The sequence below is a fragment of the Microbacterium proteolyticum genome, assembly GCF_029639405.1.
GTDB lineage: Bacteria > Actinomycetota > Actinomycetes > Actinomycetales > Microbacteriaceae > Microbacterium.
In genome coordinates this window covers 3,176,149-3,197,964 of record NZ_CP121274.1, presented here as the reverse complement: position 1 = coordinate 3,197,964, position 21,816 = coordinate 3,176,149, and the positions used below count along the sequence as shown (strand labels likewise).

The 21,816-nt window shown below is 70.8% G+C and carries 18 protein-coding genes and 1 tRNA gene; 15 read left to right on the top strand and 4 right to left on the bottom strand.

All coding sequences use genetic code 11. The features are described 5' to 3' along the window. The first annotated feature begins 19 nt into the window (after positions 1–19). The 3 genes from P8R59_RS16020 (at position 20) to serA (ending at position 2,668) form a co-directional block, all read left to right on the top strand. The gene (locus tag P8R59_RS16020) at positions 20–544 is read left to right on the top strand and encodes a DNA polymerase III subunit gamma/tau (RefSeq protein ID WP_278101868.1); all 525 of its coding nucleotides are present in this window, start codon (positions 20–22) and stop codon (positions 542–544) included. Further along, a complete protein-coding gene (locus P8R59_RS16015) occupies positions 541–879 on the top strand; it encodes a bacitracin resistance protein (protein ID WP_278101867.1) in 339 nt (112 codons plus the stop codon). The genes P8R59_RS16020 and P8R59_RS16015 overlap by 4 nt, the downstream gene beginning before the upstream one ends. A gap of 184 nt (positions 880–1,063) precedes the next feature. Further along, on the top strand, positions 1,064–2,668 hold the full coding sequence (gene serA, locus P8R59_RS16010; protein WP_077051691.1) for a phosphoglycerate dehydrogenase: 1,605 nt from the start codon (positions 1,064–1,066) through the stop codon (positions 2,666–2,668). Positions 2,669–3,057: 389 nt separating this feature from the next. Here serA and P8R59_RS16005 read toward each other — a convergent pair whose 3' ends face one another. Further along, a complete protein-coding gene (locus tag P8R59_RS16005; protein WP_278101866.1) occupies positions 3,058–3,600 on the bottom strand; it encodes a TetR/AcrR family transcriptional regulator in 543 nt (180 codons plus the stop codon). A gap of 81 nt (positions 3,601–3,681) precedes the next feature. Here P8R59_RS16005 and P8R59_RS16000 point away from each other — a divergent pair, with 81 nt between their 5' ends. The 5 genes from P8R59_RS16000 (at position 3,682) to P8R59_RS15980 (ending at position 9,796) form a co-directional block, all read left to right on the top strand. Continuing rightward, positions 3,682–5,220 carry an MFS transporter gene (locus P8R59_RS16000; protein ID WP_278101865.1) on the top strand — a complete coding sequence of 513 codons (1,539 nt, stop codon included), beginning with the start codon at positions 3,682–3,684 and terminating at the stop codon, positions 5,218–5,220. 25 nt (positions 5,221–5,245) lie between these two features. After that, a complete protein-coding gene (locus tag P8R59_RS15995; protein WP_278101864.1) occupies positions 5,246–6,298 on the top strand; it encodes a 3-isopropylmalate dehydrogenase in 1,053 nt (350 codons plus the stop codon). Positions 6,299–6,358: 60 nt separating this feature from the next. After that, entirely contained in the window at positions 6,359–7,465 is a 1,107-nt protein-coding gene (locus tag P8R59_RS15990; protein ID WP_077051688.1) for a branched-chain amino acid aminotransferase, read from the top strand. 335 nt (positions 7,466–7,800) lie between these two features. Further along, positions 7,801–8,568, top strand: coding sequence for a fumarylacetoacetate hydrolase family protein (locus tag P8R59_RS15985; protein WP_278101863.1), 768 nt, complete (start codon positions 7,801–7,803; stop codon positions 8,566–8,568). Next, positions 8,561–9,796 (top strand): MFS transporter, encoded by a 1,236-nt coding sequence (locus P8R59_RS15980; RefSeq protein WP_278101862.1) that lies wholly within the window; start codon positions 8,561–8,563, stop codon positions 9,794–9,796. Before P8R59_RS15985 ends, P8R59_RS15980 begins: the two co-directional genes overlap by 8 nt. Here P8R59_RS15980 and P8R59_RS15975 read toward each other — a convergent pair. Beyond that, positions 9,780–10,847 (bottom strand): aminotransferase class V-fold PLP-dependent enzyme, encoded by a 1,068-nt coding sequence (locus P8R59_RS15975; RefSeq protein WP_278101861.1) that lies wholly within the window; start codon positions 10,845–10,847, stop codon positions 9,780–9,782. The genes P8R59_RS15980 and P8R59_RS15975 overlap by 17 nt on opposite strands. Positions 10,848–10,928: 81 nt before the next feature. Here P8R59_RS15975 and P8R59_RS15970 point away from each other — a divergent pair, with 81 nt between their 5' ends. The 4 genes from P8R59_RS15970 (at position 10,929) to P8R59_RS15955 (ending at position 14,514) form a co-directional block, all read left to right on the top strand. Continuing rightward, a complete protein-coding gene (locus tag P8R59_RS15970; protein WP_278101860.1) occupies positions 10,929–11,909 on the top strand; it encodes a LysR family transcriptional regulator in 981 nt (326 codons plus the stop codon). A 9-nt stretch (positions 11,910–11,918) separates the two neighbouring features. Continuing rightward, entirely contained in the window at positions 11,919–13,433 is a 1,515-nt protein-coding gene (gltX, locus tag P8R59_RS15965; protein WP_278101859.1) for a glutamate--tRNA ligase, read from the top strand. Between the two features lie 208 nt (positions 13,434–13,641). After that, positions 13,642–13,713, top strand: a tRNA-Gln gene (locus P8R59_RS15960). Positions 13,714–13,827: 114 nt separating this feature from the next. Beyond that, positions 13,828–14,514: a hypothetical protein gene (locus P8R59_RS15955; protein ID WP_278101858.1), complete on the top strand. Its 687-nt coding sequence runs from the start codon at positions 13,828–13,830 to the stop codon at positions 14,512–14,514. A gap of 8 nt (positions 14,515–14,522) precedes the next feature. Here the strand turns inward: P8R59_RS15955 and P8R59_RS15950 are convergent, their stop codons facing one another. After that, complete coding sequence (locus P8R59_RS15950) at positions 14,523–16,814, bottom strand: molybdopterin-dependent oxidoreductase (RefSeq protein ID WP_278101857.1); 2,292 nt, start codon at positions 16,812–16,814, stop codon at positions 14,523–14,525. A 151-nt stretch (positions 16,815–16,965) separates the two neighbouring features. On the opposite strand from P8R59_RS15950, the gene P8R59_RS15945 reads away from it, so the two are divergent. From P8R59_RS15945 to P8R59_RS15935, 3 genes are read left to right on the top strand one after another with little or no spacing between them, the layout of a single operon-like run. Then, positions 16,966–17,385 (top strand): hypothetical protein, encoded by a 420-nt coding sequence (locus P8R59_RS15945; RefSeq protein WP_278101856.1) that lies wholly within the window; start codon positions 16,966–16,968, stop codon positions 17,383–17,385. Positions 17,386–17,444: 59 nt separating this feature from the next. Next, positions 17,445–19,571 (top strand): adenylate/guanylate cyclase domain-containing protein, encoded by a 2,127-nt coding sequence (locus P8R59_RS15940; protein WP_278101855.1) that lies wholly within the window; start codon positions 17,445–17,447, stop codon positions 19,569–19,571. Next, on the top strand, positions 19,571–21,004 hold the full coding sequence (locus tag P8R59_RS15935) for a mechanosensitive ion channel domain-containing protein (RefSeq protein ID WP_278101854.1): 1,434 nt from the start codon (positions 19,571–19,573) through the stop codon (positions 21,002–21,004). Before P8R59_RS15940 ends, P8R59_RS15935 begins: the two co-directional genes overlap by 1 nt. Here the strand turns inward: P8R59_RS15935 and P8R59_RS15930 are convergent. Next, complete coding sequence (locus P8R59_RS15930) at positions 20,998–21,696, bottom strand: GntR family transcriptional regulator (protein ID WP_278101853.1); 699 nt, start codon at positions 21,694–21,696, stop codon at positions 20,998–21,000. The two genes, P8R59_RS15935 and P8R59_RS15930, sit on opposite strands and share 7 nt — an antisense overlap. Between the last annotated feature and the right edge of the window lie 120 nt (positions 21,697–21,816).

Below are 21,816 nucleotides of genomic sequence, written 5' to 3'. Positions count from 1 at the left end.
TCGGCGCTAGCGTGGACGCGTGAGCACACCGCGCGACGACGACGCCCTCTCCTGGGACGGTGACGACGACCCGACGCTCGACGTAGGCGAGAAGCGGGCTGCCGAGCCGGAGCAGCCCGAGCCGCTTCAGCCCGAGGCCGAGCCCCTTCGGCCCGAGCCGCGCCCGACCTCCGCGGATCCGGGTCCCCGGGCTCCGGCGGTCGACTCCGCCCCCACTGGAGAGGCCGCGGTCGAGGAACAGGCCGCGCGGGCGCCGCTCGGCAACGTCGGGCTCGTCGGCATCGGGATGATCGCAGCGACGTTCCTGCTGTTCGCGATCGGCTGGCTGGTCGCGGGATTCCGTCTGCGCGACCTGGGTCTCCCCATTCCCGACGTCACGGTCCTCGCCCTGACGATCGGCGCGGCCCTCGCCCCGCTGGTGTGGTTCGTCACCGTGCTCGCTCTGACGCGCACCTGGCGCACCTGGCAGCGGTTCCTGCTCCTGATCCTCGGCATCCTGCTGCTCGTGCCGTGGCCGTTCCTGTCGTTGGGGGCCTCCGCATGAGCACGACCACCCGTCCTCGCCGTCTGCCGACGTGGGTCGTCGTGACCATCGCCGGGCTGTTCGGTCTGTTCTACGCCTTCGTCGTCTGGAGCTCGGTCTCGCTGCTGGTGCAGCAGGCCACGGGCACCCTCGGGCTGAACGGACTCGGCTGGTTCGTCTACATCCTGCCGATCGTGTTCCCCCTGGTCGCCTTCGGTGTGGCGTTCGCGATCGGCGCGCGCCGACGGGCGGGGGAGTTCTCGCTCGCGCTGCTCGCCGGACTCACCCTCTCCGCCGCGTTCTGGCTGGCGATCGTCGGCTACGGCGCGACGTCGTACGGGCTGTACGGCGGCTGACGCCCTTCGCCTTCCATCGGGGCGCAGGACGTCCTCTCCGGGCGGGCCACGGCGTCATGCGGTCGGGCGGCTGTCGCGGCAGCGCTAGGCTGGCAGACGGCCCGCACGGGTCGCGCGCCCGGTTCGCGCCGGCGATGCGCGGCGGTGCGCGCTGCTCCCCAGCACCGTTTCGAAGGACGCATCCGTGACGAAGCCCGTCGTGCTCATCGCCGAAGAACTCTCTCCCGCCACGATCGACGCGCTCGGCCCCGACTTCGACGTGCGCAACGTCGACGGGACCGACCGCCCCGCGCTGCTCTCGGCTCTCGCCGACGCGCACGCCGTGCTCGTGCGCTCGGCCACCAAGATCGACGCCGAGGCTCTCGCGGCCGCGCCGGTCCTGAAGGTCGTCGCGCGCGCCGGCGTCGGACTCGACAACGTCGACATCAAGTCGGCGACGGCCGCGGGCGTCATGGTCGTCAACGCGCCGACGTCGAACATCATCTCGGCAGCCGAGCTCACCGTGGGGCACGTGCTCAGCCTCGCGCGCCACATCCCGGCCGCCCACTCGTCGCTCGCCCAGGGGCTGTGGAAGCGCAGCTCGTTCACCGGCACCGAGCTGTTCGAGAAGACGATCGGCATCATCGGCCTCGGCCGCATCGGTGCCCTCATCGCGGCACGCCTGCAGGCGTTCGACATGCGCGTGATCGCGTACGACCCGTATGTCACCGCGACGCGCGCGCAGCAGCTCGGCGTGCAGCTCGTCACGCTCGACGAGCTCCTCGAGCAGAGCGACTTCGTGACGATCCACATGCCGAAGACCCCCGAGACCACCGGCATGATCGGCACCGAGCAGCTGCGTCGCATGAAGAAGACGGCCTACGTCATCAACGTCGCGCGCGGTGGACTCATCGATGAGGACGCCCTGTACGACGCGCTCACCTCGGGGGAGATCGCCGGAGCCGGCCTCGACGTCTTCTCGACCGAACCCCCCGCCGAGGGCGGTCCGGCCCGGAAGCTGCTCGACCTGCCGAACGTCGTGGTCACCCCCCACCTCGGTGCCAGCACCGAAGAGGCGCAGGAGAAGGCCGGCGTGTCCGTGGCGCGCTCGGTCAAGCTCGCCCTCGAGGGCGATCTGGTCCCGGATGCCGTCAACGTCGCCGGTGGCGCGATCGACCCGTTCGTGCGCCCCGGTATCGCGCTGGTCGAGATGTTGGGTCAGTTCTTCAGCGGACTCGCCGACAGCGCACTGTCGAGCCTCGACATCGAGGTGCGCGGCGAGCTCGCCGAGTACGACGTGAGCGTGTACCGCCTCGCCGCGCTGAAGGGCATCTTCAGCCGCATCGTCAGCGAGACGGTCTCGTACGTCAACGCGCCGCTGTTCGCGGAGCAGCGCGGCGTCGAGACCCGTCTCGTCGTCGAGTCGGAGAGCCCGCTCTACCGCAACATCACGATCCTGCGGGGCACGCTCGCGGACGGATCGACCCTCGAGGTCGCCGGCACACTCGCGGGAACGCGCATGGTGCCGAAGGTCGTCGGGATCAACGGGTACGAGATCGAGGTGCCGATCGAGGCGCACCACATCGTCATGCGCTACGCCGACCGTCCCGGCATCGTCGCCATCTACGGACAGAAGCTGGGCGACGCGGGCATCAACATCGCGGGTCTTCAGGTCGCCCGTCCGGATGCCACGGGCCGCGCCCTCTCGGTCCTCACGGTCGACTCGCCGGTGTCCGACGAGATCCTCGACGCGATGCGCCAGGCGGTGAACGCGGATCTCTTCCGTCAGATCGAGATCGTCGAGAGCTGACGTCCTGAGCAGTACCGGGGGAGGGGGTCGCGGGAGCGGCCCCCTCCTCTCGTATCTCTGCGACGCTGCCCCGACGCTCGGCCTCCGTCGCTTGCACGCGGGGCGAGGTGCGGTACGGGGTGAGATACGACCCGCAGAGGACGGAATCCGACCGGATTCGCGGGCTCCGAGCGGACTCGCCGTCACGCTCGAGGCATGACCTCACTCCTCGCCGCTCGCCTCGCGATGGTGGCGGTCGGTTCGGCGCTCCTCATCGTCGGGCTCGCTGAGACCGCCCACGGCCGGGGGTGGGGGTTCCTCGCGCTGGTCGGTGCGGTCGGCATCCTGCTGTGCGTCACGCTGGAGGCATCCGGGATCATCCGCGTCCCGCGGGCGGCCGTGCGCCGACGTCAGGTGGTGGCCGCGACGACGGCGGAGATCAACGCGTCGAGGTCGGTGCCTTCGAGCGTGGGGCCGGGCAGCGCGTTGAGGTCGAGCACGGCGTTGAAGTAGAGGCCGTCGCTGACGAGCAGCACCATCTGCGGAGCCGTCTCGTCGCGGGTGTGGGCTCGCAGGCTGTCCTCCCACAGTTCGCGCACCCGGCGCAGGCTCGCGGACGCGGCGTCGCTGCCGTTCTGCGCCAGCCGCGAGACCGCGAGGATCGTGACGTCCAGCGGTGATCCGGTGTTCTGCGACGAGCGCAGATGCGCGGCCACGACCCCCTCGGGGGAGTTCTCGATCTCGTCGACGTCCTGCTGAGCGAGCACTTCGAGGCGCTTCACCAGAGCCTCTTCGAGCGCGCTCTTGGAGTTGAAGTGGTAGAGCAGGCCGCCCTTGCTCACCCCGGCGGCACGCGCCGTGGCATCCATCGTCGCGGCACGTTCGCCGTCGTCGACGAGGATGCGTGTGAAGGCGTCGAGGACGGCTTCGCGGGCGAGTGGGGGTCTGCTCATGGCCTCTCGATCGTAGTGGCGGGTGGTGTGAGGGTTCTGTTACTATACCGGCTGGACGGTTTAGAAACGGAACTCGGAAGAATGCTCACCTCGTCGTTGCCCACTCAAGAGATCAACGCCCCTCGCGCCGGCTGGCGCGGGTGGTTCGCACTGGCGGTGCTGATGCTGCCGGTGCTGCTGGTGTCGGTTGACAACACGGTGCTGAGCTTCGCGCTGCCCGAGATCGCCCTGTCGCTGCAGCCCTCCAGCATCGAGCAGCTCTGGATCATCGACGTGTATCCGCTGGTCCTCGCGGGGCTGCTGGTCACCATGGGAACGCTCGGCGATCGTTTCGGTCGTCGTCGCATGCTGCTGATTGGCGCGACGGGATTCGCCGTCGTCTCCGCGCTGTCGGCCTTCGCGCCCACCGCGGCGCTCCTCATCGCCGGACGTGCGCTGATGGGTGTCTTCGGCGCGATGCTGATGCCCTCGACCCTCTCGCTGCTGCGCAGCATCTTCCGCGACCGCGATGAGCGGCGCCTCGCCATCGCGGTGTGGGCGTCGGGCTTCTCCGCGGGCGCCGCGCTCGGCCCCATCGTCGGCGGGTTCCTCCTCGAGCGCTTCACGTGGGGCTCGGTGTTCCTCATGGCCGTGCCGGTGCTCGTGCCGCTGCTCGTCCTCGCCCCGTTCTTCGTGCCCGAAAGCCGCGACCCCGCGCCCGGCCGGTTCGACCCCGTGAGCGTCGTCCTCTCGCTCGCGACGATGGTGCCGGTGGTCTACGGCATCAAGAAACTCGCTGTCGACGGGCCGACTCTCACGGTCGGCGGGCTCTTCGTGGCGGGCGTGGTCTTCGGCTGGCTGTTCGTGCGCCGCCAGCGCACGCTGCCCACGCCGATGCTCGACATGACGCTCTTCCGTCGCGGAACGTTCTCGGGCGCGATCCTGGTCAATCTGCTCAGTGTCGTCGGACTCGTCGGGTTCCTTTACTTCGTCGCACAGCATCTGCAGCTCGTCGTCGGGCTCACGCCGATGGTCGCGGGCTTCGCCCTCGTTCCCGGTCTCGCTCTCATGATCGTGTCGGGGTTGGCTGTCGTGCCCGTCGCCAAGAGGTTCCCGCCGCGTGTGGTCGTGCCCGTTGCGCTGAGCTTCTCGGTCGTGGCGTACATCATGGTCGCGCTGTCCACCGCCGACCTCACCCTGTTGATCATCGCCTTCGGACTTCTCGGCATCGGCATCGGCGCAGCCGAGACGGTGTCGAACGAACTCATCCTCTCCAGCGCCCCGCCGGCGAAGGCCGGAGCCGCCAGCGCCGTCTCAGAGACGGCGTACGAAGTCGGCGCCGTGCTCGGCACGGCCGTGCTGGGTGGCATCCTGGCCGCGTTCTACCGGGCTCAGCTCGTTCTTCCGGCCGGACTCCCGGATGCCGCGGCCGACGCCGCCCGGGAGACGCTCGCCGGAGCCGTTGCGGTGTCGCACACGTTGGACGACGCCGCCCTGGCGGAGTCGCTGCGCCTGGCCGCAGCGCACGCGTTCGATTCCGGCGTCGTCGTCACCGCGTTGATCGGCGCCGGGCTGATCGTCGTGGCCGCCCTCATCGCTGCCACTACCCTGGGAGGAACCCGCGGCGCGTCGACGAAGTGATGCGCCCTGAGCGCTGAGGAGTGCGATGTCGCGCGTCGTCAAACTGGCCGTCATCCCCGGTGACGGCATCGGTCCCGAGGTCGTCGCCGAGGCCGTGAAGGTCCTCGACGCGGTCACCGCCGGATCGGGAGTGGAGTTCGAGAAGACGCCGTTCTCCCTCGGCGCCGCTCGGTATCTCGAGACCGGCGACACCCTCACCGACGCCGACCTCGCCGCGATCGGCGAGCACGACGCGATCCTCCTCGGTGCCGTCGGGGGAGTGCCCGGCGACCCGCGACTCAAGGACGCGAACATCGAGCGCGGTCTGCTGCTGAAGCTCCGCTTCGAGCTCGACCACTACGTCAACCTGCGTCCCTCGAAGCTCTACCCCGGTGCCGCCGGTCCGCTCGCCGACCCGGGCGACATCGACTTCGTCGTCGTCCGCGAAGGCACGGAGGGACCGTACGTGGGCAACGGCGGGTCGATCCGCCGCGGCACCCCGCACGAGGTCGCCAACGAGACGTCCGTGAACACCGCTTACGGGATCGAGCGCGTCGTGCGCTACGCGTTCTCCCTCGCCGGGCGGCGCCGGAAGAAGCTGACGCTGGTGCACAAGACCAACGTGCTCGTGCACGCCGGGGGCATGTGGAAACGCATCGTCGACGCCGTGGCGTCGGAGCACCCCGAGGTCGACGTAGACTACCTGCACGTCGACGCGGCCACCATCTTCCTGGTCACGAACCCGAGCCGCTTCGACGTGATCGTCACCGACAACCTCTTCGGAGACATCCTGACCGACCTGGCCGGCGCCGTCACCGGTGGCATCGGCCTCGCCGCATCGGGCAACATCAACCCCGACGGCGCGTTCCCCTCGATGTTCGAGCCCGTCCACGGATCGGCGCCCGACATCGCAGGAACCCAGAAGGCAGACCCCACGGCTGCGATCCTCTCCGTCGCCCTCCTGCTCGATCACCTCGGGCTCACCGACGAAGCCGCCCGCGTCACCCGCGCGGTGGAAGACGACATCGCCGGCCGGGATGCCACCCCGCGCAGCACCGCGCAGATCGGCGACGCCATCGTCGACCGCGTCCAGGCGTAACCTGGACCGATCGGCACGCGCCGCCGCCCCTGCGCCCCCCGACACCGTGTGAAAGAGACCATGACGACCATCGACACCGACCCCGACACCGGACTCGACCCGCTCGAGTTTGCCGTCACCCGCAACCTCGCCGCGAAGAGCCCCGCGCAGCGCGACGAGATCCTCGCCAGCCCGGGATTCGGGCAGCACTTCACCGACCACATGGTCGACGTCTGCTGGTCGGTCCGCGGTGGGTGGCACCGGCCCCGCGTCTCGCCGTACGGCCCCATCTCGCTCGACCCCGCCGCGGCCGTGCTGCACTACGGGCAGGAGATCTTCGAGGGGATCAAGGCGTACCGCCATGCGGACGGTTCGATCCACACCTTCCGTCCCGACCAGAACGGACGACGCCTGCAGCGCTCGGCCCGTCGCCTGGCGCTCCCCGAACTGCCCGTCCCGTACTTCCTGCAGTCGCTGCGCGAACTCATCGCCGTGGACGGTGCGTGGGTGCCGTCGGGTGCCGATCAGAGCCTGTACCTGCGGCCGTTCATGTTCGCGAAAGAGGCGTTCCTCGGTGTGCGCCCGGCGCACAAGGTCGCCTACTACCTGATCGCCAGCCCCGCGGGTGCGTATTTCAAGGGCGGCGTGCAGCCGGTCTCGATCTGGCTCAGCGAGGACTACTCGCGCGCCGGCAAGGGCGGCACGGGTGCGGCGAAGACGGGCGGGAACTACGCCGCGAGCCTCCTGCCCCAGTCCGAGGCGTACGAGAACGAGTGCGACCAGGTCGTCTTCCTCGACCAGGACCGCAACATCGAGGAGCTCGGCGGCATGAACGTCGTGTTCGTCTACAAGGACGGCACCATCGTCACCCCGCAGTCCGACTCGATCCTCGAGGGCATCACGCGCGACTCGCTCCTGCAGCTGGCCCGTGACCGCGGGCATCACGTGGTCGGACGCAACGTCTCGCTCACCGAGTGGCGTGAGGGTGTGGCATCCGGGGACATCGTCGAGGTCTTCGCGTGCGGCACCGCCGCCGTCGTCACCCCGATCGGCATCCTCAAGGGCAAGGACTTCATCGACGAGCAGCCGACCGGCACCCTCGCGCTGGAGCTGCGCCAGGAGCTCACCGACATCCAGTACGGCCGGGTCGAGGACAAGCACGACTGGCTGTACCGCCTCGACGCCTGAGCGCACGTCGAACACGGAGGGGTCCCGACATCGGGGCCCCTCCGCCGTTTCCGCGCGGGGTTCCGGGCTGCCGCCCGCGCGCTTCTGACGCGCCGATAAACGCCATCTGCGATGAGAAACGGGCTCTCGTCTCGTTTCTCACCGCGGATGCCGTTTATCGCCGGAAGTGTGGGGGCGCCGGGGGTGCGAGATGCCGGGGCCGGCGGCGCCGGGGGTCGGGGCGCCAGGGGTGCCGGAGGTGCGCGCGCACGTCCGACTCTGCGGCGGCGCGAGGACCACCCGCGATGGAGCAGAACCGCGGATGCCACGTCGGAGGCCCCGGTTAGGCTGAACGGGTGAAGATCGCTCGGTTCAGCTACCAGGAAACCCTCCGCTACGGCATCGTCGACGACACCGAACTGGTGGTCCTCAGCGGTGACCCCCTCTTCGCCGGGTTCGAGACGACGGGGGAGCGCATCCCGCTGTCCGAGGTGACGCTCCTCGCGCCGGTGATCCCGCGCTCCAAGGTCGTCTGCATCGGGAAGAACTACCACGACCACGCCGCCGAGATGGGCGGCGAGGCGCCGGCCGAGCCGCTGATGTTCCTCAAGCCGAACACGTCCGTGATCGGTCCCGACGACGTCATCGTGCGGCCGACGGCGCTCAGCTCCCGTACCGACTACGAGGGCGAGGTCGCCGTCGTGATCGGACGTATCGCCAAGAACGTCCCCGCCGAACGCGCGGCCGACTATATCTTCGGGTACACCGTCGCGAACGACGTCACCGCGCGCGACCTGCAGAAGACCGACGGGCAGTGGACGCGCGCGAAGGGCTTCGACACCTTCTGCCCCGTCGGGCCGGTCATCGAGACCGACCTCGATGTGGATGCCGCGATCATCACGACCCGCGTCAACGGCGAGGTGCGGCAGAACGGACCGATGTCCGACATGATCCACTCGGTGCCCGACCTCATCGCGTACGCCTCGTCGGTGTTCACGCTGCTGCCCGGCGACCTGATCCTCACCGGCACGCCCGCCGGCATCGGCCCGTTCGAGGCCGGCGACACCGTCGAGGTCGAGGTGAGCGGGATCGGAGTGCTGCGCAACACCGCGCGCGATGCCTGACCCCACGACGAGCGCGGCGGTCGACGTCGCGCTCGTGCAGCGCCGCACCGTTCGGGTTCTGGCGGCGGGGCAGGTGCTCACCGGCGTTGCATTCGGGTCGACCCTGTCGCTCGGAGCCCTGCTGGCCGCTGACCTCTCGGGCCAGGAGGCGCTTTCGGGCTTCGCCACCGCCGCGGTGACGCTCGGCGCGGCGCTGACCGCCATCCCGCTCGCGCGCCTCGCCGCGGCGCGCGGGCGTCGCTTCGCCTTGAGCACGGGAAACGTCGCCGCGCTCATCGGCATCGCCGTCGTGATCGTCGCCGCCGCCCTGCGGCTGTTCCCCCTGCTCCTCGTCGGGATCGCCCTGATCGGCGCGGGGAACGCCGGCACGCTGCAGGCGCGGTTCGCCGCGACCGACCTCGCGAGCACCACCCGTCGGGGCAGAGACCTCGCGACGGTCGTCTGGGCGACCACGGTCGGCGGCGTCGTCGGACCCCTGCTGCTGGCGCCCGGCGAGGTGCTCGGAGCAGGCATCGGGATGCCGCGCCTCACCGGCGCATACCTGTTCTCCTTCGCCGCCCAGGCGTGCGCGCTCGCGCTGTACGTCCTCGTGCTGCGGCCCGACCCGCTGCTCCTCGCGCAGAGGCGCGACCGTGCGCACGCTGCGACGGTCGTCGACGCGGTGGCCGATCGGCCCGCCGTGGCCCGCTACGCGATGTTCGCCGTGGCCGCGTCGCACGTGACGATGGCATCCGTGATGGCGATGACGCCCGTGCACCTCTCGCACATCGTCGCTCCGGATGCCGTCACCCTCGCGGTCGGCGTGACGATCGCGCTCCACGTGTTCGGGATGTACGGACTCTCGCCGGTGTTCGGGATCCTCGCCGACCGCGTGGGGCGGATCCCCGTCGTCCTCCTCGGGCAGGTTCTGCTGGCTGCGGCTCTGGCGGTGGCGGCGATGCTGCCGTGGTCGCAGGCCGGGGTCCTCGTCGCTCTCGTGCTGCTGGGACTCGGGTGGAGCGCGGCGACGGTCGCGGGGTCGGCGCTGCTGACCGAGGTGACACCGGTCGCCGCCCGTCCCCGCCGTCAGGGGCGCAGCGACACTCTCATGACGGCGTGCGCCGCGGTCGGGTCGGTCCTCGCGGGCGTCATCCTGAACATCGCGGGGTACGGCGGGCTGGCGCTCTGGGCGCTCCTTCCCGTCGCGGCGGTGTGCGTCGGCGCGGTCGCGGTCAGATCACGACGCTGAGCGTGGCGGTGTGCTGCCCCTGCAGGGCCGACAGCGCCCGGTCGACGTCGTCCTCGTCATTGAAGACGTGGAACGCGACGCGTGCGCGTCCGGCGCGTCCGGAGGCGATGATCCCGGATGCCGTGAGCCGGGCGAGCGCGCAGCCCTCGGCATCCGGCCAGGTGACGATGGCCGACGGGCGGCCGGGTTCGTCGAGCTCCATCGCCGCACGGAAACGCTCGGCGAGCCCCGTGGCGTGCGCGTGGACGGCGGCCGGATCGGCCGAGGCGAAGAGGGCGAGAGCGGGCGCGGCCCCGACGAAGGCCTGCCACGCGGGCGAGACGTCGAAGCGACGCGCGTCGGGCGCGAGCGGCGCCGAGGTGCCGTAGCAGGACGCCCAGGGATCGTCCCCCGAGTACCAGCCGGCGTGCACGGGACGGAGCTCCCCGGCGAGGCCGGGGGAGAGCGTGAGGAACGCGACCCCCCGCGGAGCGCACAGCCACTTGTAGGCGTGGCAGACGGTCGCGTCGAAGAGGGTGGCATCCACCGGCAGCCAGCCGGCCGCCTGCGTGAGGTCGCACAGCGTCCGGGTACCGGTGCGCGCCGCGGCGGCGGCGATCGCGGCGGCGTCGGCGACCTCGCCGGTGGCGGACTGCACGAGCGAGAACGCAACGAGCCACGTGTCGGCGGAGATCTCGGCGGCGAGGCTCGCCAGCGGAACCGACCGGAGACGCACGCCCCGACCCGCGTGCGCGAACGGTGCCACGAGCGACGCGAAGTCACCGTCCGCGCAGAGCACCTCCGCCCCGTCGGGGACGGCCGCGGCGATGAGCGAGACGGCGACCGAGGTCTGCGCGGCGATCGCGACCTGCGACACCGGTGCGTGGACGAGCCGGGCGTAGGACCGCCGGGCGTCCTCGACCGCTCGCGTGGCCGCGGCGACGTCGGGGCGACCGGATGCGGCGGCCTCGATGTCGGCGGTCACCGCCGCGACTGTCGCGCGCGGGGGGAGTCCGAGCGTGCACGCGGCGAGGTAGTCGCGGCCGCCGGCGAAGTGCGGGGCGAGGGTCATGCGTCCAGCGTGCCTTCCGGTCGGCGCATTGCACTACGGGAGGTTTTGCATGAAACGCATCCAGGCTGCTTATGTATGAGCATGAGCGACGCTCCCCACGACGACGGACTCGACGCGCACGCGCTGCGCGTGGTGAAGGCGATCGCCGACACGGGGTCGATCACGGCCGCGGCCAGAGCGCTCGGCTACAGCCAGCCGGCCGTGAGCCAGCAACTGAGGCGGCTGGAGCGCCGATCGGGCCTGCCGATCGTCGAGCGCGTGGGGCGCGGGGTCCGGCTGACCGAGGCCGGGTGGGTCCTCGCCCGGCACGCGGCGACGGTGACGACCGCGCTGGACGCCGCCGCGGGCGACCTGGCCGAACTGCGCGGCATGCGGGCGGGGCGCGTGCGGATCGCCGCGTTCCCGTCGGCATCCTCGACGGTCGTCCCGCGGGTGATCGCCGCGCTGTCGGCGCGTCGGCCGGGGGTGTCGCTGAGCTTCGTCGAGGCCGAGCCGCCCGAAGCGATCGCCGCCGTCCGCGAGGATCGCGCCGACATCGCCCTCACCTACAGCTTCCCGGGCGACCGCCGCGAGCAGCTCGAGTCGGCGGCGACGGGTCTGAGCGTCCGCACGGTCGGGGGCGACGACACGGTGGTCGTCGTGCCCGCCGATCACCCGGTCGCCGGCGATGACCCGGTGGATCTGTCGCGTCTCGCGGGGGAGCGGTGGATCGCCGGCTGCCCGCAGTGTCGGGGGCACCTCCTCGAGGCGTGTGGTCGGGCGGGGTTCACCCCCGACATCGCGTTCGAGACCGACAACTACGTCGCCGTCGAGAACCTCGTCGCCCAGGGGGTCGGGGTCGCCATCCTGCCGGGGATGGCCGTGGCATCCCTCCCGCTCGTCGCGGGGATCGCGGTGCCGCGCCTCCCCGTGGCCGAGGCCCGCACGCTCCACGTCGTCACCGCGCGGGGCGCCGAGCGGGTGCCCGCGGTCGGCGCGGCGCTGGGCATCGTCGACGAGGTGCTCGTGGATCACCCGCGTCCGACGCCGGGGCGCCCGGGCCGCGCGGGCGCCGCCGAGTAGGATCGGGGGGTGTCTGCCACACCCGATCCCCGCACCACGACCGCCACCGGCGCCGACGTCCGCGTCCGGTTCTGCCCCTCCCCGACGGGGCTGCCGCACGTCGGTCTCATCCGCACCGTCCTGTTCAACTGGGCCTACGCGCGCCACAACGGCGGCACGCTCGTCTTCCGCATCGAAGACACGGATGCCGCCCGCGACAGCGAGGAGAGCTACCAGCAGCTCCTCGAAGCCCTGCGCTGGATGAACATCGACTGGGACGAGGGTGTCGAAGTCGGCGGACCCCACGCCCCGTACCGGCAGTCGCAGCGCCACGAGATCTACCGCGAGGTCCTCGACAAGCTGATCGCCGCCGGTGCCGTCTACGAGAGCTACTCCACGGCGGAGGAGATCGACGCGCGCAACGAGGCCAACGGCCGCGCGAAGCAGCTCGGCTACGACAACTACGATCGCGACCTCACCGACGAGCAGAAGGCCGCCTTCCGCGCCGAGGGGCGTCAGCCCGCGTGGCGACTGCGCGTGCCCGATCACGACCTCAGCTACGTCGACCTGATCCGCGGCGAGGTCACGTTCCCCGCGGGCTCGTTCCCCGACTTCGTGCTCGTGCGGGCCGGCGGAGTCCCGCTCTACCCGTTCGTGAACCCCGTCGACGACGCGCTCATGGGCATCACCCACGTCATCCGCGGCGAAGACCTCATGCCGTCGACCGCGCGGCAGCTCGCGCTGTATTCGGCGCTCGTGGATGCCGGCGTCACAACGTTCATCCCGCGCTTCGGCCACATGCCGCTGGTGCTGGGGGAGACCGGTAACAAGAAGCTGTCGAAGCGCGACCCGCAGGCCGATCTGTTCCTGCAGCGCGAGAAGGGCTTCATCCACGAGGGTCTGCTCAACTACCTGTCGCTGCTCGGCTGGTCGCTCTCGAGCGACCGCGACGTGTTCTCGCTCGACGAGATGGTCGCGGCCTTCGACATCGCGGACGTGAACCCCAACCCGGCCCGCTTCGACCAGAAGAAGGCCGAGGCGATCAACGGCGACCACATCCGGATGCTGGATGCCGACGACTTCGCCGCTCGCATCGTGCCGTACCTCGCTGCAGCCGGGTACGTGTCCGAGGAGCCGTCCGAGGAGCACCGCGCGATCATCGCCGCGGCCGCGCCTCTGGTGCAGGAGCGTGTGCAGCTGCTCGGCGAGGTCCCGGGGATGCTCGGGTTCCTCTTCGTCGACGAGGTGTCGTACGCGGAGGATGCGCTCAAGGGTCTCCCCGCGAACGCGGGCGAGGTGCTCGTGGCCTCCGTCGGGGCGCTCGAGCTCGTCCCCGAGGGGGAGTTCACCGCCGCGGCCGTGCAAGAGGCGCTGTCCGCCGCGCTCGTCGACGAACTCGGCCTGAAGCCGCGCGTCGCCTACGGCCCGCCCCGCGTCGCACTGACGGGACGCCGCGTGTCGCCGCCGCTGTTCGAGTCGATGGAGCTGCTCGGCAAGGCCGCGACCCTCCGCCGCCTCGACGCCCTGGTGCAGCACCTGGGCTGAGCCCGGGTCGCGCGTGCGTTCCGCCGCGGCCCCCGCGTTCTTCGTCGAGTGTCCAAGACACGCGGATGCCACGCCCCGGCATCCGCGTGTTCTGGACACCGAAGCGGGGGTCACCGTGCCGCGCGACGCGCGCGGGTGGGCGCCGGTTTGGCGCTCAGCCCCGCGTCACGTAAGCTTGATCCTCGGCACGAACTTCGGTTCAGCGCCTTGGGGTATGGTGTAATTGGCAACACGGCGGTTTCTGGTTCCGTTGTTCTTGGTTCGAGTCCAGGTACCCCAGCAAGACGAAAGCCCCGGTCACATCGCATTTCTGCGAAGAGCCGGGGCTCTTGCTTTTCCTCCGAGGATTCTGGAGCCCCTAGAGGCTTTGCGCGAGCTTTGATAGGCACGAAGCATGACTTCCACCGCCACTCGCCCGCGAAAAGAATCGCCGAGCGCGCGCGCCGCGCGGAAGAACCGGCTGCTGACGTGGATCACCCTGGCCATCGCGGCGGTCATCTGCGCGGTGATCGGGGTGGGTGCCTACGCCATGAACACCTCGTGGTGGACCGAGGAATCTCCGGTCGCCGCGTCCGATCAGCAGCTGCCCGACGGCCAGTCGCGCTTCGATCAGGCGGGTCAGGACTTCTTCAACCGGCAGGGACGAGTGACCGTCGATCTGTCGTCGACTACCTCGGCATCCGATCTCGGTCTTCCCCTCGCCGGCACCACCGCCGTCGACACGCTCGTCCCGCTGTCGCTCGATATCCGGACGGGCGGCGAGGACATCACCTTCGGGGGAGTGTCGCACTTCGAGATCACGACCGGACAGGACAGCGTGACCCGCATCTCCGTCGAGCCCCCGTCCAGCGGGTCGTGGTCGACGATCTCCGCGGATCTCCGCTCCCGTGCGACCGCGTGGGGCTGGACGGATGCCGACCTCGCGACGTTGGGCGACCAGGTCGGCGACGCGGCGCGCGATGAGGGCGTGGCATCCACCGTGAGTCTTCCCGAGGTGGCATCCGAGGGTCTGGGCATCACCGCCGACGTGAACGTCACCGCCGGGGGATCGCTTCAGCTCGTCTACACGCTGACACGCTGACGCCTGTCTCAGCGCGTCGCCAGGGGCGGCGGTTCGTACGCCCGGATCGGCGGCACCTCCCCGTCGTACCGCGCGATCGACACGGCCACCCGCGCGCCGCTCGAGGCCTGCGTGAGGTGCGAGGTGCCGATGTCCTTCGTGAGGACGTTGACGTTGCCGTTGATGCAGTCGGCGATCCGCGGCGCGCTGGGGTCGTACCAGGCTCCCGTGTGCATCCGCGCGACGCCCGGTAGCAGCGTGTCGGTGGTCACGACGCCGGCGAGCAGGCTGCCCTGAGCGCTGCGCACGATCGCGAGGTCGCCGTCGGTCAGTCCCCGTGCCGCCGCATCTTCGGGATGCAGCCGGACGGGTTCGCGCCCGGCGACCTTGGTCGAGCGGCTGGGGGCGGCCATGTCGAGCTGGCTGTGCAGCCGGTGCGACGGCTGCGTGCACAGCAGCTGCAGGTCGTAGGGCGAACCCGCCGCCTCCGCGGTGTCGATCCACACGGCGTGCCCGGCGGTGTCGTCGAGTCCGAATCCGTCGAGGGTGGCGGAGAACAGCTCGATGCGGCCGCTCGGGGTGTCGAGCGGGTGCGCGACGGGATCCGCGCGGAAGTCGGTGAACGCGCCGTCCCGGTAGTGATGCTGGGGGAGAGGCGTGCCGCCGTCCCGCCAGAAGTCGGCGAACGGAGGGGCGTCCGGGGTGTCCGGACGCTCGCGCCAGTCCTCGTAGATCTTCTCCAGCCACTCGCGACTGTCGCGGCCCTCGGCGTAGTCGGCATCCAGTCGCCGGGCGAGCTGGTCGTAGATCCAGAACTCCTCGCGCGCGTCGCCGACGGGCTCGACGGCCCGCGGCATGGTGCGCAGGCGGGTGTCGCCGGCGCCGGCCGCGAGGTCGTCTCGTTCGAGGCCGGTCGCCGCGGGCAGCACGATGTCGGCGTGGCGGGCCGTCGGGGTCCAGTGGAACTCGTTGACCACGAGCGTGTCGACCCCGGTGAGGGCCTCGCTGAGGCGACGGAGATCCTGGTGATGGTGGAAGGGGTTGCCGCCCGCCCAGTACACGAGCCGGATGTCGGGGAGATCGAGCGTCCCGCCGTCGTAGGGGATCGTTTCACCGCCGTGGAGCAGGAGGTCGGTGATGCGCGCGCACGGGATGAAGTCCGTGACCGGGTTCCGGCCCTGCGGGAAGGTCGGCAGGGGGACGGGCGCGACGCCCACGCCGTAGTCGCCCATCGACCCGTACCCGTGGGTGAACCCGCCGCCGGGCAGTCCGATCTGGCCGAGGAACCCGGCGAACGTCACCGCCGCGAACACCGCCTGCTCTCCGTGCTCCGCGCGCTGCAGGGAATAGGTCACGTTCACGAGGGTGCGTCCTGAGGCCGCGCGCCGGGCGAGGTCGCGGATCGTCCGGGCCGGAACCCCGCTGAGCGCTTCCGCCCATTCCGGCGTCTTCTCGACGCCGTCGGTCTCGCCACGGAGGTAGGCCCGGACGCGGTCGGCGCCGACCGTGTGCGTTGCGAGGAAGGCATCGTCGGCGAGCCCCTCCGCCACCAGCGTGTGGGTGAGGGCGAGCAGCACCGCGGTGTCGGTTCCGGGGCGGATGCCGACCCACTCGGCATCCAGTTCGGTCAGGGTGTCGTCGCGCTGGGCCGAGACGGACACGATGCGGGTCGAAGCGGCGGCGTCCCGCGCCAAACGCGTCCCCACGTGGCGGTCGTGCCCGCCCGGCACGACCCAGGTGTTGGATCGGCGGAGTCCTCCGAAGGCGATCAGCAGGTCGGTGTGCTCGGCGATGTGTCCCCAGGACGGCGGGCGGTTGCGCAGCTCGCGCATACCGATCGGCCCGATGAGATGGGGGAGCAGGACGAGGCTCGCGCCGCGACTGTAGTCGTTGATCGAGCGGGTGTAACCGCCGATGGAGTTGAGGAACCGGTGCAACTGGCTCTGCGCGTGATGGAATCTCCCGGCGCTTCCCCAGCCGTACGATCCGCCGAAGATCGCCCGGTTTCCGTGGGCGGCGCGCACACGACGGAGCTCGTCCGCGAGGAGGTCGAGGGCTTCGTCCCAGTCGACCTCGACGTACGGGTCGTCGGGGGAGCCGCGGAGGGGGTCGGGGCCCGGGCCCCGTTCCAGCCAGCGACGGCGGACCGCGGGACGCGTGACGCGCGACGGGTGACGGAGCCCTTCGGCGACCGCGGCGATCGCCGGGGCGGCATCCGGGTCGTCCGGATACGGTCGCGTCTCGACGACCGCGCGGCCGTCGTCCGAGATCTCGACCTGGAACGTCCCCCAGTGGGCGGTGCTCTCCTGCGTTCGCGTCACTCGTACATGGTGGTCCACCGCGCGCCGCGGCGCGGCCGCACGCGCAACACGGCGTCAATGTGTGGCCGCAGACGCCTCGCCCGGAGAGGACGTCGCCGACCGCGCGTCGCGATAGCATCCGATCCAGGTGTGATTCGGAAAGGGGGTCGGCGTGATCCGCTCCTCCTTCGCCGTCGCTGCCGTGATCGCTGTCGCGCTGATCACGAGCGGCTGCACGGCGACCACCGAGCCTGCGGTTCCCGCCGCTCCCGCACCGGCGTCGAGCACGACCGCGACCCCGGGTCTGCAGGCTCTTCCTCCGACGATCGTGTCGCCCGGCCAGCTCGACGGCACCGACATCGCCGTCGTCATCGGAACCGCGCTCGTCATCGCCGTCGAGGACGGCACCGAGGACCAGTGGCACGGGACGACCGCCGACGTCGCGATCGCCGAGTTCTCGGCGGGCGGCTCCGACGAGGGGGCGACGTTCCGCCCCGGCTTCGTCGCGAGGGGAATCGGATCGACGACGGCGACACTCACCGCTCCGGACGGTCGAGAGATCCGCTTCACTGTCGACGTCGTCGCCCCTTGATTTCCGCCACGGGGCGAAAAGCGGGGTGAAACGACCCTTCCCTCCGTACTGTGAGCGACATGGGGCATGACGATTCCGCAGGCGCGCGCACGGACGAGAGACGACGCGGGGGCCTGAGTATCCAGTCCCGGCTCCTGATCATGCTGCTGGCGGTGAGCCTGGTCAGTGCTGCGGTGGTCGGGGCGGTCGGGTACGTCAACGGGCGGGAATCCCTGCGTGCCGAGGTGGTCGACAAGCTCACCGCGATGCGCGAACTCCGTACGGGCGAGATCACGTCGCTGCTCGGCGAGGTGCAGCGCGAGTCCGCGCTGGCGAGTAACAACGCCAGCGCCCGCGGGGCTTCCGTCGCCCTCAACGCCGGCTGGGACGAGCTCGCTGGTCGCACGCTCACCTCCACGGAGGATGCCGCGCTGTCGTCGTTCTACGCCGACACCTTCCTGCCGCGACTGGAGGGGGCGACCGGCGAGGACTTCGCGGATCGGGCTTTCGTGCCCCCCTCTCCCGCGGGCCGCGTGGCGCAGTACCTCTTCACCCGTCAGGACGGGGCCGCCGACCGTCCGGTGTCCGACCCCGGCGACGGGAGCCCGTACTCGCAGGCCTACCTCGAGGCCGACTCCTATTTCTCCGAGCTCGTGAAGACGGTGGGCTACACCGACGTCGTCGTGGCCAATCTCGACGGCGACGTGGTCTACACCGCCGCGGGCGGTGTCGATCTCGGCTCGAACCTCACCGATGGGCCGTTCCGCGAGAGCCAGCTGGCGAAGGGGTTCAGCGAGGTCGTCGCGGCGAACTCCGTGAACGACGTCGTGACCACCGACATCGAGGAGTGGACGCCCGCGCTGGGCTTCCCAGTCATGTGGGTCGTCTCGCCGATCGGCGATGACGAGGGGATCACGGGCGTACTGGCCTTGCAGGTGCCGATCCAGTGGATCAACGACGTCATGACGGGCTACGGGGAGTGGGAGAAGCAGGGATTCGGCGAGACGGGGGAGACGTACCTGGCCGGAGCCGACCACCTCATGCGGTCGAACTCGCGCAGCCTGATCCAGAATCCTGACGGTTACGCCGCGGCCGTGATCGCCGACGGGACGACCGCCGACACCGCGGACAAGATCGTCCGTGCGGGGGGCACCGTGCTGCTGCAACCCACGCGAGGCGCCGCGGTGGACGCGGCAGTCGCGGGCCAGACCGGGGCGGAAGTCACGCAGGACTACATCGGCGGCGAGAGCATCACGGCGTACGCGCCGCTCGACATCGACGGTGTCGACTGGGTGATCGTGGCGCGCATGGAGTCGCAGGAGGCGTTCGCGCCCGTCACCGACTTCACCCGCACGCTGCTGCTCTCGACCCTCGGCCTGATGCTGCTGGTGAGCCTGCTGTCGCTGATCCTGTCGCAGAGCTTCACCCGACCCATCCGGCGCCTGGCGACCGCCGTGCGCCGGGTGTCGGACGGCGACTACGACACGCGCGTGGAGACCCGAGGTACCGACGAACTGGCCGACCTGGCGTCGTCGTTCAACGAGATGGCGTCGGGGCTGCGCCTCAAGCAGGAGCTCATCGACCACCAGCGTGACGAGAACGAGCGGCTGCTGCGCAGCATCATGCCCGAGAGTCTCGCCGAGAAGTATCGCGAGGGAGCCGAGACGCTGGCCGAGCGGCACGACGACGTCGCCGTCGTCTTCGCCGAGCTCCTCGGGTTCGACGACTTCTCACGCGACCTCGACGGAGCGCAGGAGACGTCGGCGTTGAACGACCTCATGCGCGGTTTCGACGAGGTGGCCGCGCGCTGCGGGGTCGAGTCGGTGCGCACGCTCCGTGGCGGCTACCTCGCCAGTAGCGGCCTGACCGTCCCGCGGGTGGACAACGCGCGCCGCGCGGTCGAGTTCGCCGTCGGGATGCGCGAGAGCGTGCAGCGCTTCAACGACCGTACGGGCGCGACCCTCGACCTGCGCGCCGGGGTGGACACCGGCAGCGTCACCAGCGGTATCGTCGCGCGGGCGAGTCTCGCCTACGACCTGTGGGGTGACGCGGTGCATCTGGCCTCGCGCCTGCGCCGCGCGGGGGAGGAGCCGGGGGTGTTCGTGACGGATGCCGTGCGCACGCGCGTCGAGGGCCTGTTCGACCTCGTCGAGGCGGATGCCGTCGAGGTCGACGGCCAGGCGACAGCAGTCTGGCGGGTGGCGTGATGACCCCCGTGTTCGACGGGACGGCGATCGGGTGGGCGATCGCGTCGGTCGTCGCGGTGCCGGTGCTGATGGTGATCCTCACGGAGGTCATCGGCATCCTGCGTCGGCGGCGGAGCCCGGCGGTCAAGCCGTTGCTCCTGCTGCGCAACTGGGTGGTCCCGTTCGGCGGTCTCGTCGGGCTGCTCGTGTTCGCCACGCGCTCCGACCAGGATCTCGTGTGGCCGCGCGTCGTGGCGACGATCTTCGGCTTCCTCGTCATCCTGTTGTCTCTGAGCGTCCTGAACTACGCGCTCTTCGCCACGGCCGACCGCGGATCGTGGCGGCAGCGCGTTCCGCAGATCTTCATCGAGATCGTGCGGCTCCTGCTCGTCGTCGTCGGCGTCGCCTTCCTGTTCCAGTGGGTGTGGGAAGCCGACGTCGAGGGGGTCATCGCCGCGCTCGGCGTGACCTCCATCGTGATCGGCCTCGCGTTGCAGAACGCGGCCGGCGGCATCGTGTCGGGTCTGCTGGTGCTGTTCGAGCAGCCCTTCCGTCAGGGGGATTGGATCACGACCGGGGGCACGACCGGACGCGTCGTCGAGGTGAACTGGCGCGCCCTGCACATCGACACCGGCTCGGGTCTCCAGATCATCCCGAACTCGGGCCTGGCCGACGCGTCGTTCCTGAACCTCAGCCGTCCGCCGGGACCGTTCACCGCGGTCGCCACCGCGACATTCGCCCCCGCCGATCCTCCGCACGTCCTGATCGCGACGCTGCGGGAGGTGGCGGGTGACCTCCCGACGCTGACTCCAGGCGGCGAGATCGAGGTCACCAACGCCGGAGGCGGTTCCTGGAGCGTCGCGATCCCGCTCGACTCGCCGGTCTACGCCGACAGCACGCTGAGCACCTTCCGTTCCTGGCTTTGGTACGCCGCTCGCCGCCGCGGGCTCTCTCTCGACAAGATCCCCGTGGATGCCGCGGTGCGCGAGGCCGCGCTCGGTCACGCCCTCGAGAGCACCGCGCGGGCGCTGCACCTCGACGATGCCCTCCGCGACGACGCGCTCCGGGAATGCCGCGTCGAGCAGTTCGGGATGGGGGAGACGATCGACCGGGCGGGCGAGATGGGTTCATCCGTCCGCCGGGTGCTCGAGGGGCGGGTGATCCTGACCGGGCCCGACGGCGAGCCTCTCCCGGGGACGGTGGAACGCGGCGATTGGCTCGGAACCTCGGCGCTGACGCGCGAGCGTTCGCTCACCACGGCTACGGCTGCGACCGTCGTGACGGTCCTGACGCTGCCGATCGCGTTCGTCGACCGGCTGTCCCGCCTTCGCCCCGCCCTCGCGCGCGACCTCGGCGCGGACGCCGAACTGCGTCGCACGCAGGTGCGGGACATGCGGGTACGGCCGGGGGTGATCGGCTCGCGGGAGTCCTCTGCGCCGGCGACCGATCAGTAGCGCGAGAGCACCGATAGGAGCGGATCGGCCTCGGCATCTGCCGGGCGGAGGGTCTTGCGCTGGACCTCGTCGAGGTGGTGGGTGACGAGGTCGGCCGCGCGTTCGGCGTCCCCCGCGGCCAGGAGGGCGAGGAGCTCCTCGTGCTCCTCGATCGATGCTTGCTGGTCGATGTCGCGACCGTAGACGGCGAGGATGAGCGCGGTGCGGGACACCACCTCCGACATGTAGCGCTCGAGGAGGTCGTTGCCCGTCTCCCGGGCCAACAGGATGTGGAACTCGCCGCCGAGCCGCGCCGAAGCGGTGCTGCGGCGATGCGTCCAGGCCTCGCGTTCGGCGTCCACGTGCGCGCGCAGACGCGCCGCGGTCGCGGCATCCCAGCGCTCCGCGACGCGGAGGACGGCTTCCCTCTCGAGGACGCGTCGGACGGCGAAGGCGTCGCGCGCTTCCTCGACGGTGGGATGAGCGACTTCGGCCGAGCGCCCGTGGGGTGAATCGACGATGCCGTCCGCCACCAGGCGCGCGAGCACCGTGCGGACGAGAGTCCGGCTCACGCCGTAGTGGGCGGCCAGCGTCTCCTCGCCGAGCTTCGTGCCCGGCGCGAGCGCGCCCTCGATGACCGCGGCGCGGAGAGACGCATATGCGCGGTCGGCTCGTTCGGCGGGCGAACTGCCCGGTTCTGTCTCCGCACTCATGCCTCGAATGTATACGAGATGCGCAATCTCGTGGTCAGGAACGGCGGGGCCTGGACGTAACGCGACGGACTCGGGCGGGCAACCTCGCTGACTCGTATACGAAGTACAACGGTATCTGTA

Excerpts from the sequence above, each read along its gene's own strand:
- P8R59_RS16015 (WP_278101867.1), top strand. The coding sequence starts at position 541 with ATGAGCACGACCACCCGTCCTCGCCGTCTGCCGACGTGGGTCGTCGTG.
- P8R59_RS16005 (WP_278101866.1), bottom strand. The coding sequence starts at position 3,600 with ATGAGCAGACCCCCACTCGCCCGCGAAGCCGTCCTCGACGCCTTCACA.
- P8R59_RS16000 (WP_278101865.1), top strand. The coding sequence starts at position 3,682 with ATGCTCACCTCGTCGTTGCCCACTCAAGAGATCAACGCCCCTCGCGCC.
- P8R59_RS15995 (WP_278101864.1), top strand. The coding sequence starts at position 5,246 with ATGTCGCGCGTCGTCAAACTGGCCGTCATCCCCGGTGACGGCATCGGT.
- P8R59_RS15990 (WP_077051688.1), top strand. The coding sequence starts at position 6,359 with ATGACGACCATCGACACCGACCCCGACACCGGACTCGACCCGCTCGAG.
- P8R59_RS15980 (WP_278101862.1), top strand. The coding sequence starts at position 8,561 with ATGCCTGACCCCACGACGAGCGCGGCGGTCGACGTCGCGCTCGTGCAG.
- P8R59_RS15975 (WP_278101861.1), bottom strand. The coding sequence starts at position 10,847 with ATGACCCTCGCCCCGCACTTCGCCGGCGGCCGCGACTACCTCGCCGCG.
- P8R59_RS15970 (WP_278101860.1), top strand. The coding sequence starts at position 10,929 with ATGAGCGACGCTCCCCACGACGACGGACTCGACGCGCACGCGCTGCGC.
- P8R59_RS15955 (WP_278101858.1), top strand. The coding sequence starts at position 13,828 with ATGACTTCCACCGCCACTCGCCCGCGAAAAGAATCGCCGAGCGCGCGC.
- P8R59_RS15940 (WP_278101855.1), top strand. The coding sequence starts at position 17,445 with ATGGGGCATGACGATTCCGCAGGCGCGCGCACGGACGAGAGACGACGC.
- P8R59_RS15935 (WP_278101854.1), top strand. The coding sequence starts at position 19,571 with ATGACCCCCGTGTTCGACGGGACGGCGATCGGGTGGGCGATCGCGTCG.
- P8R59_RS15930 (WP_278101853.1), bottom strand. The coding sequence starts at position 21,696 with ATGAGTGCGGAGACAGAACCGGGCAGTTCGCCCGCCGAACGAGCCGAC.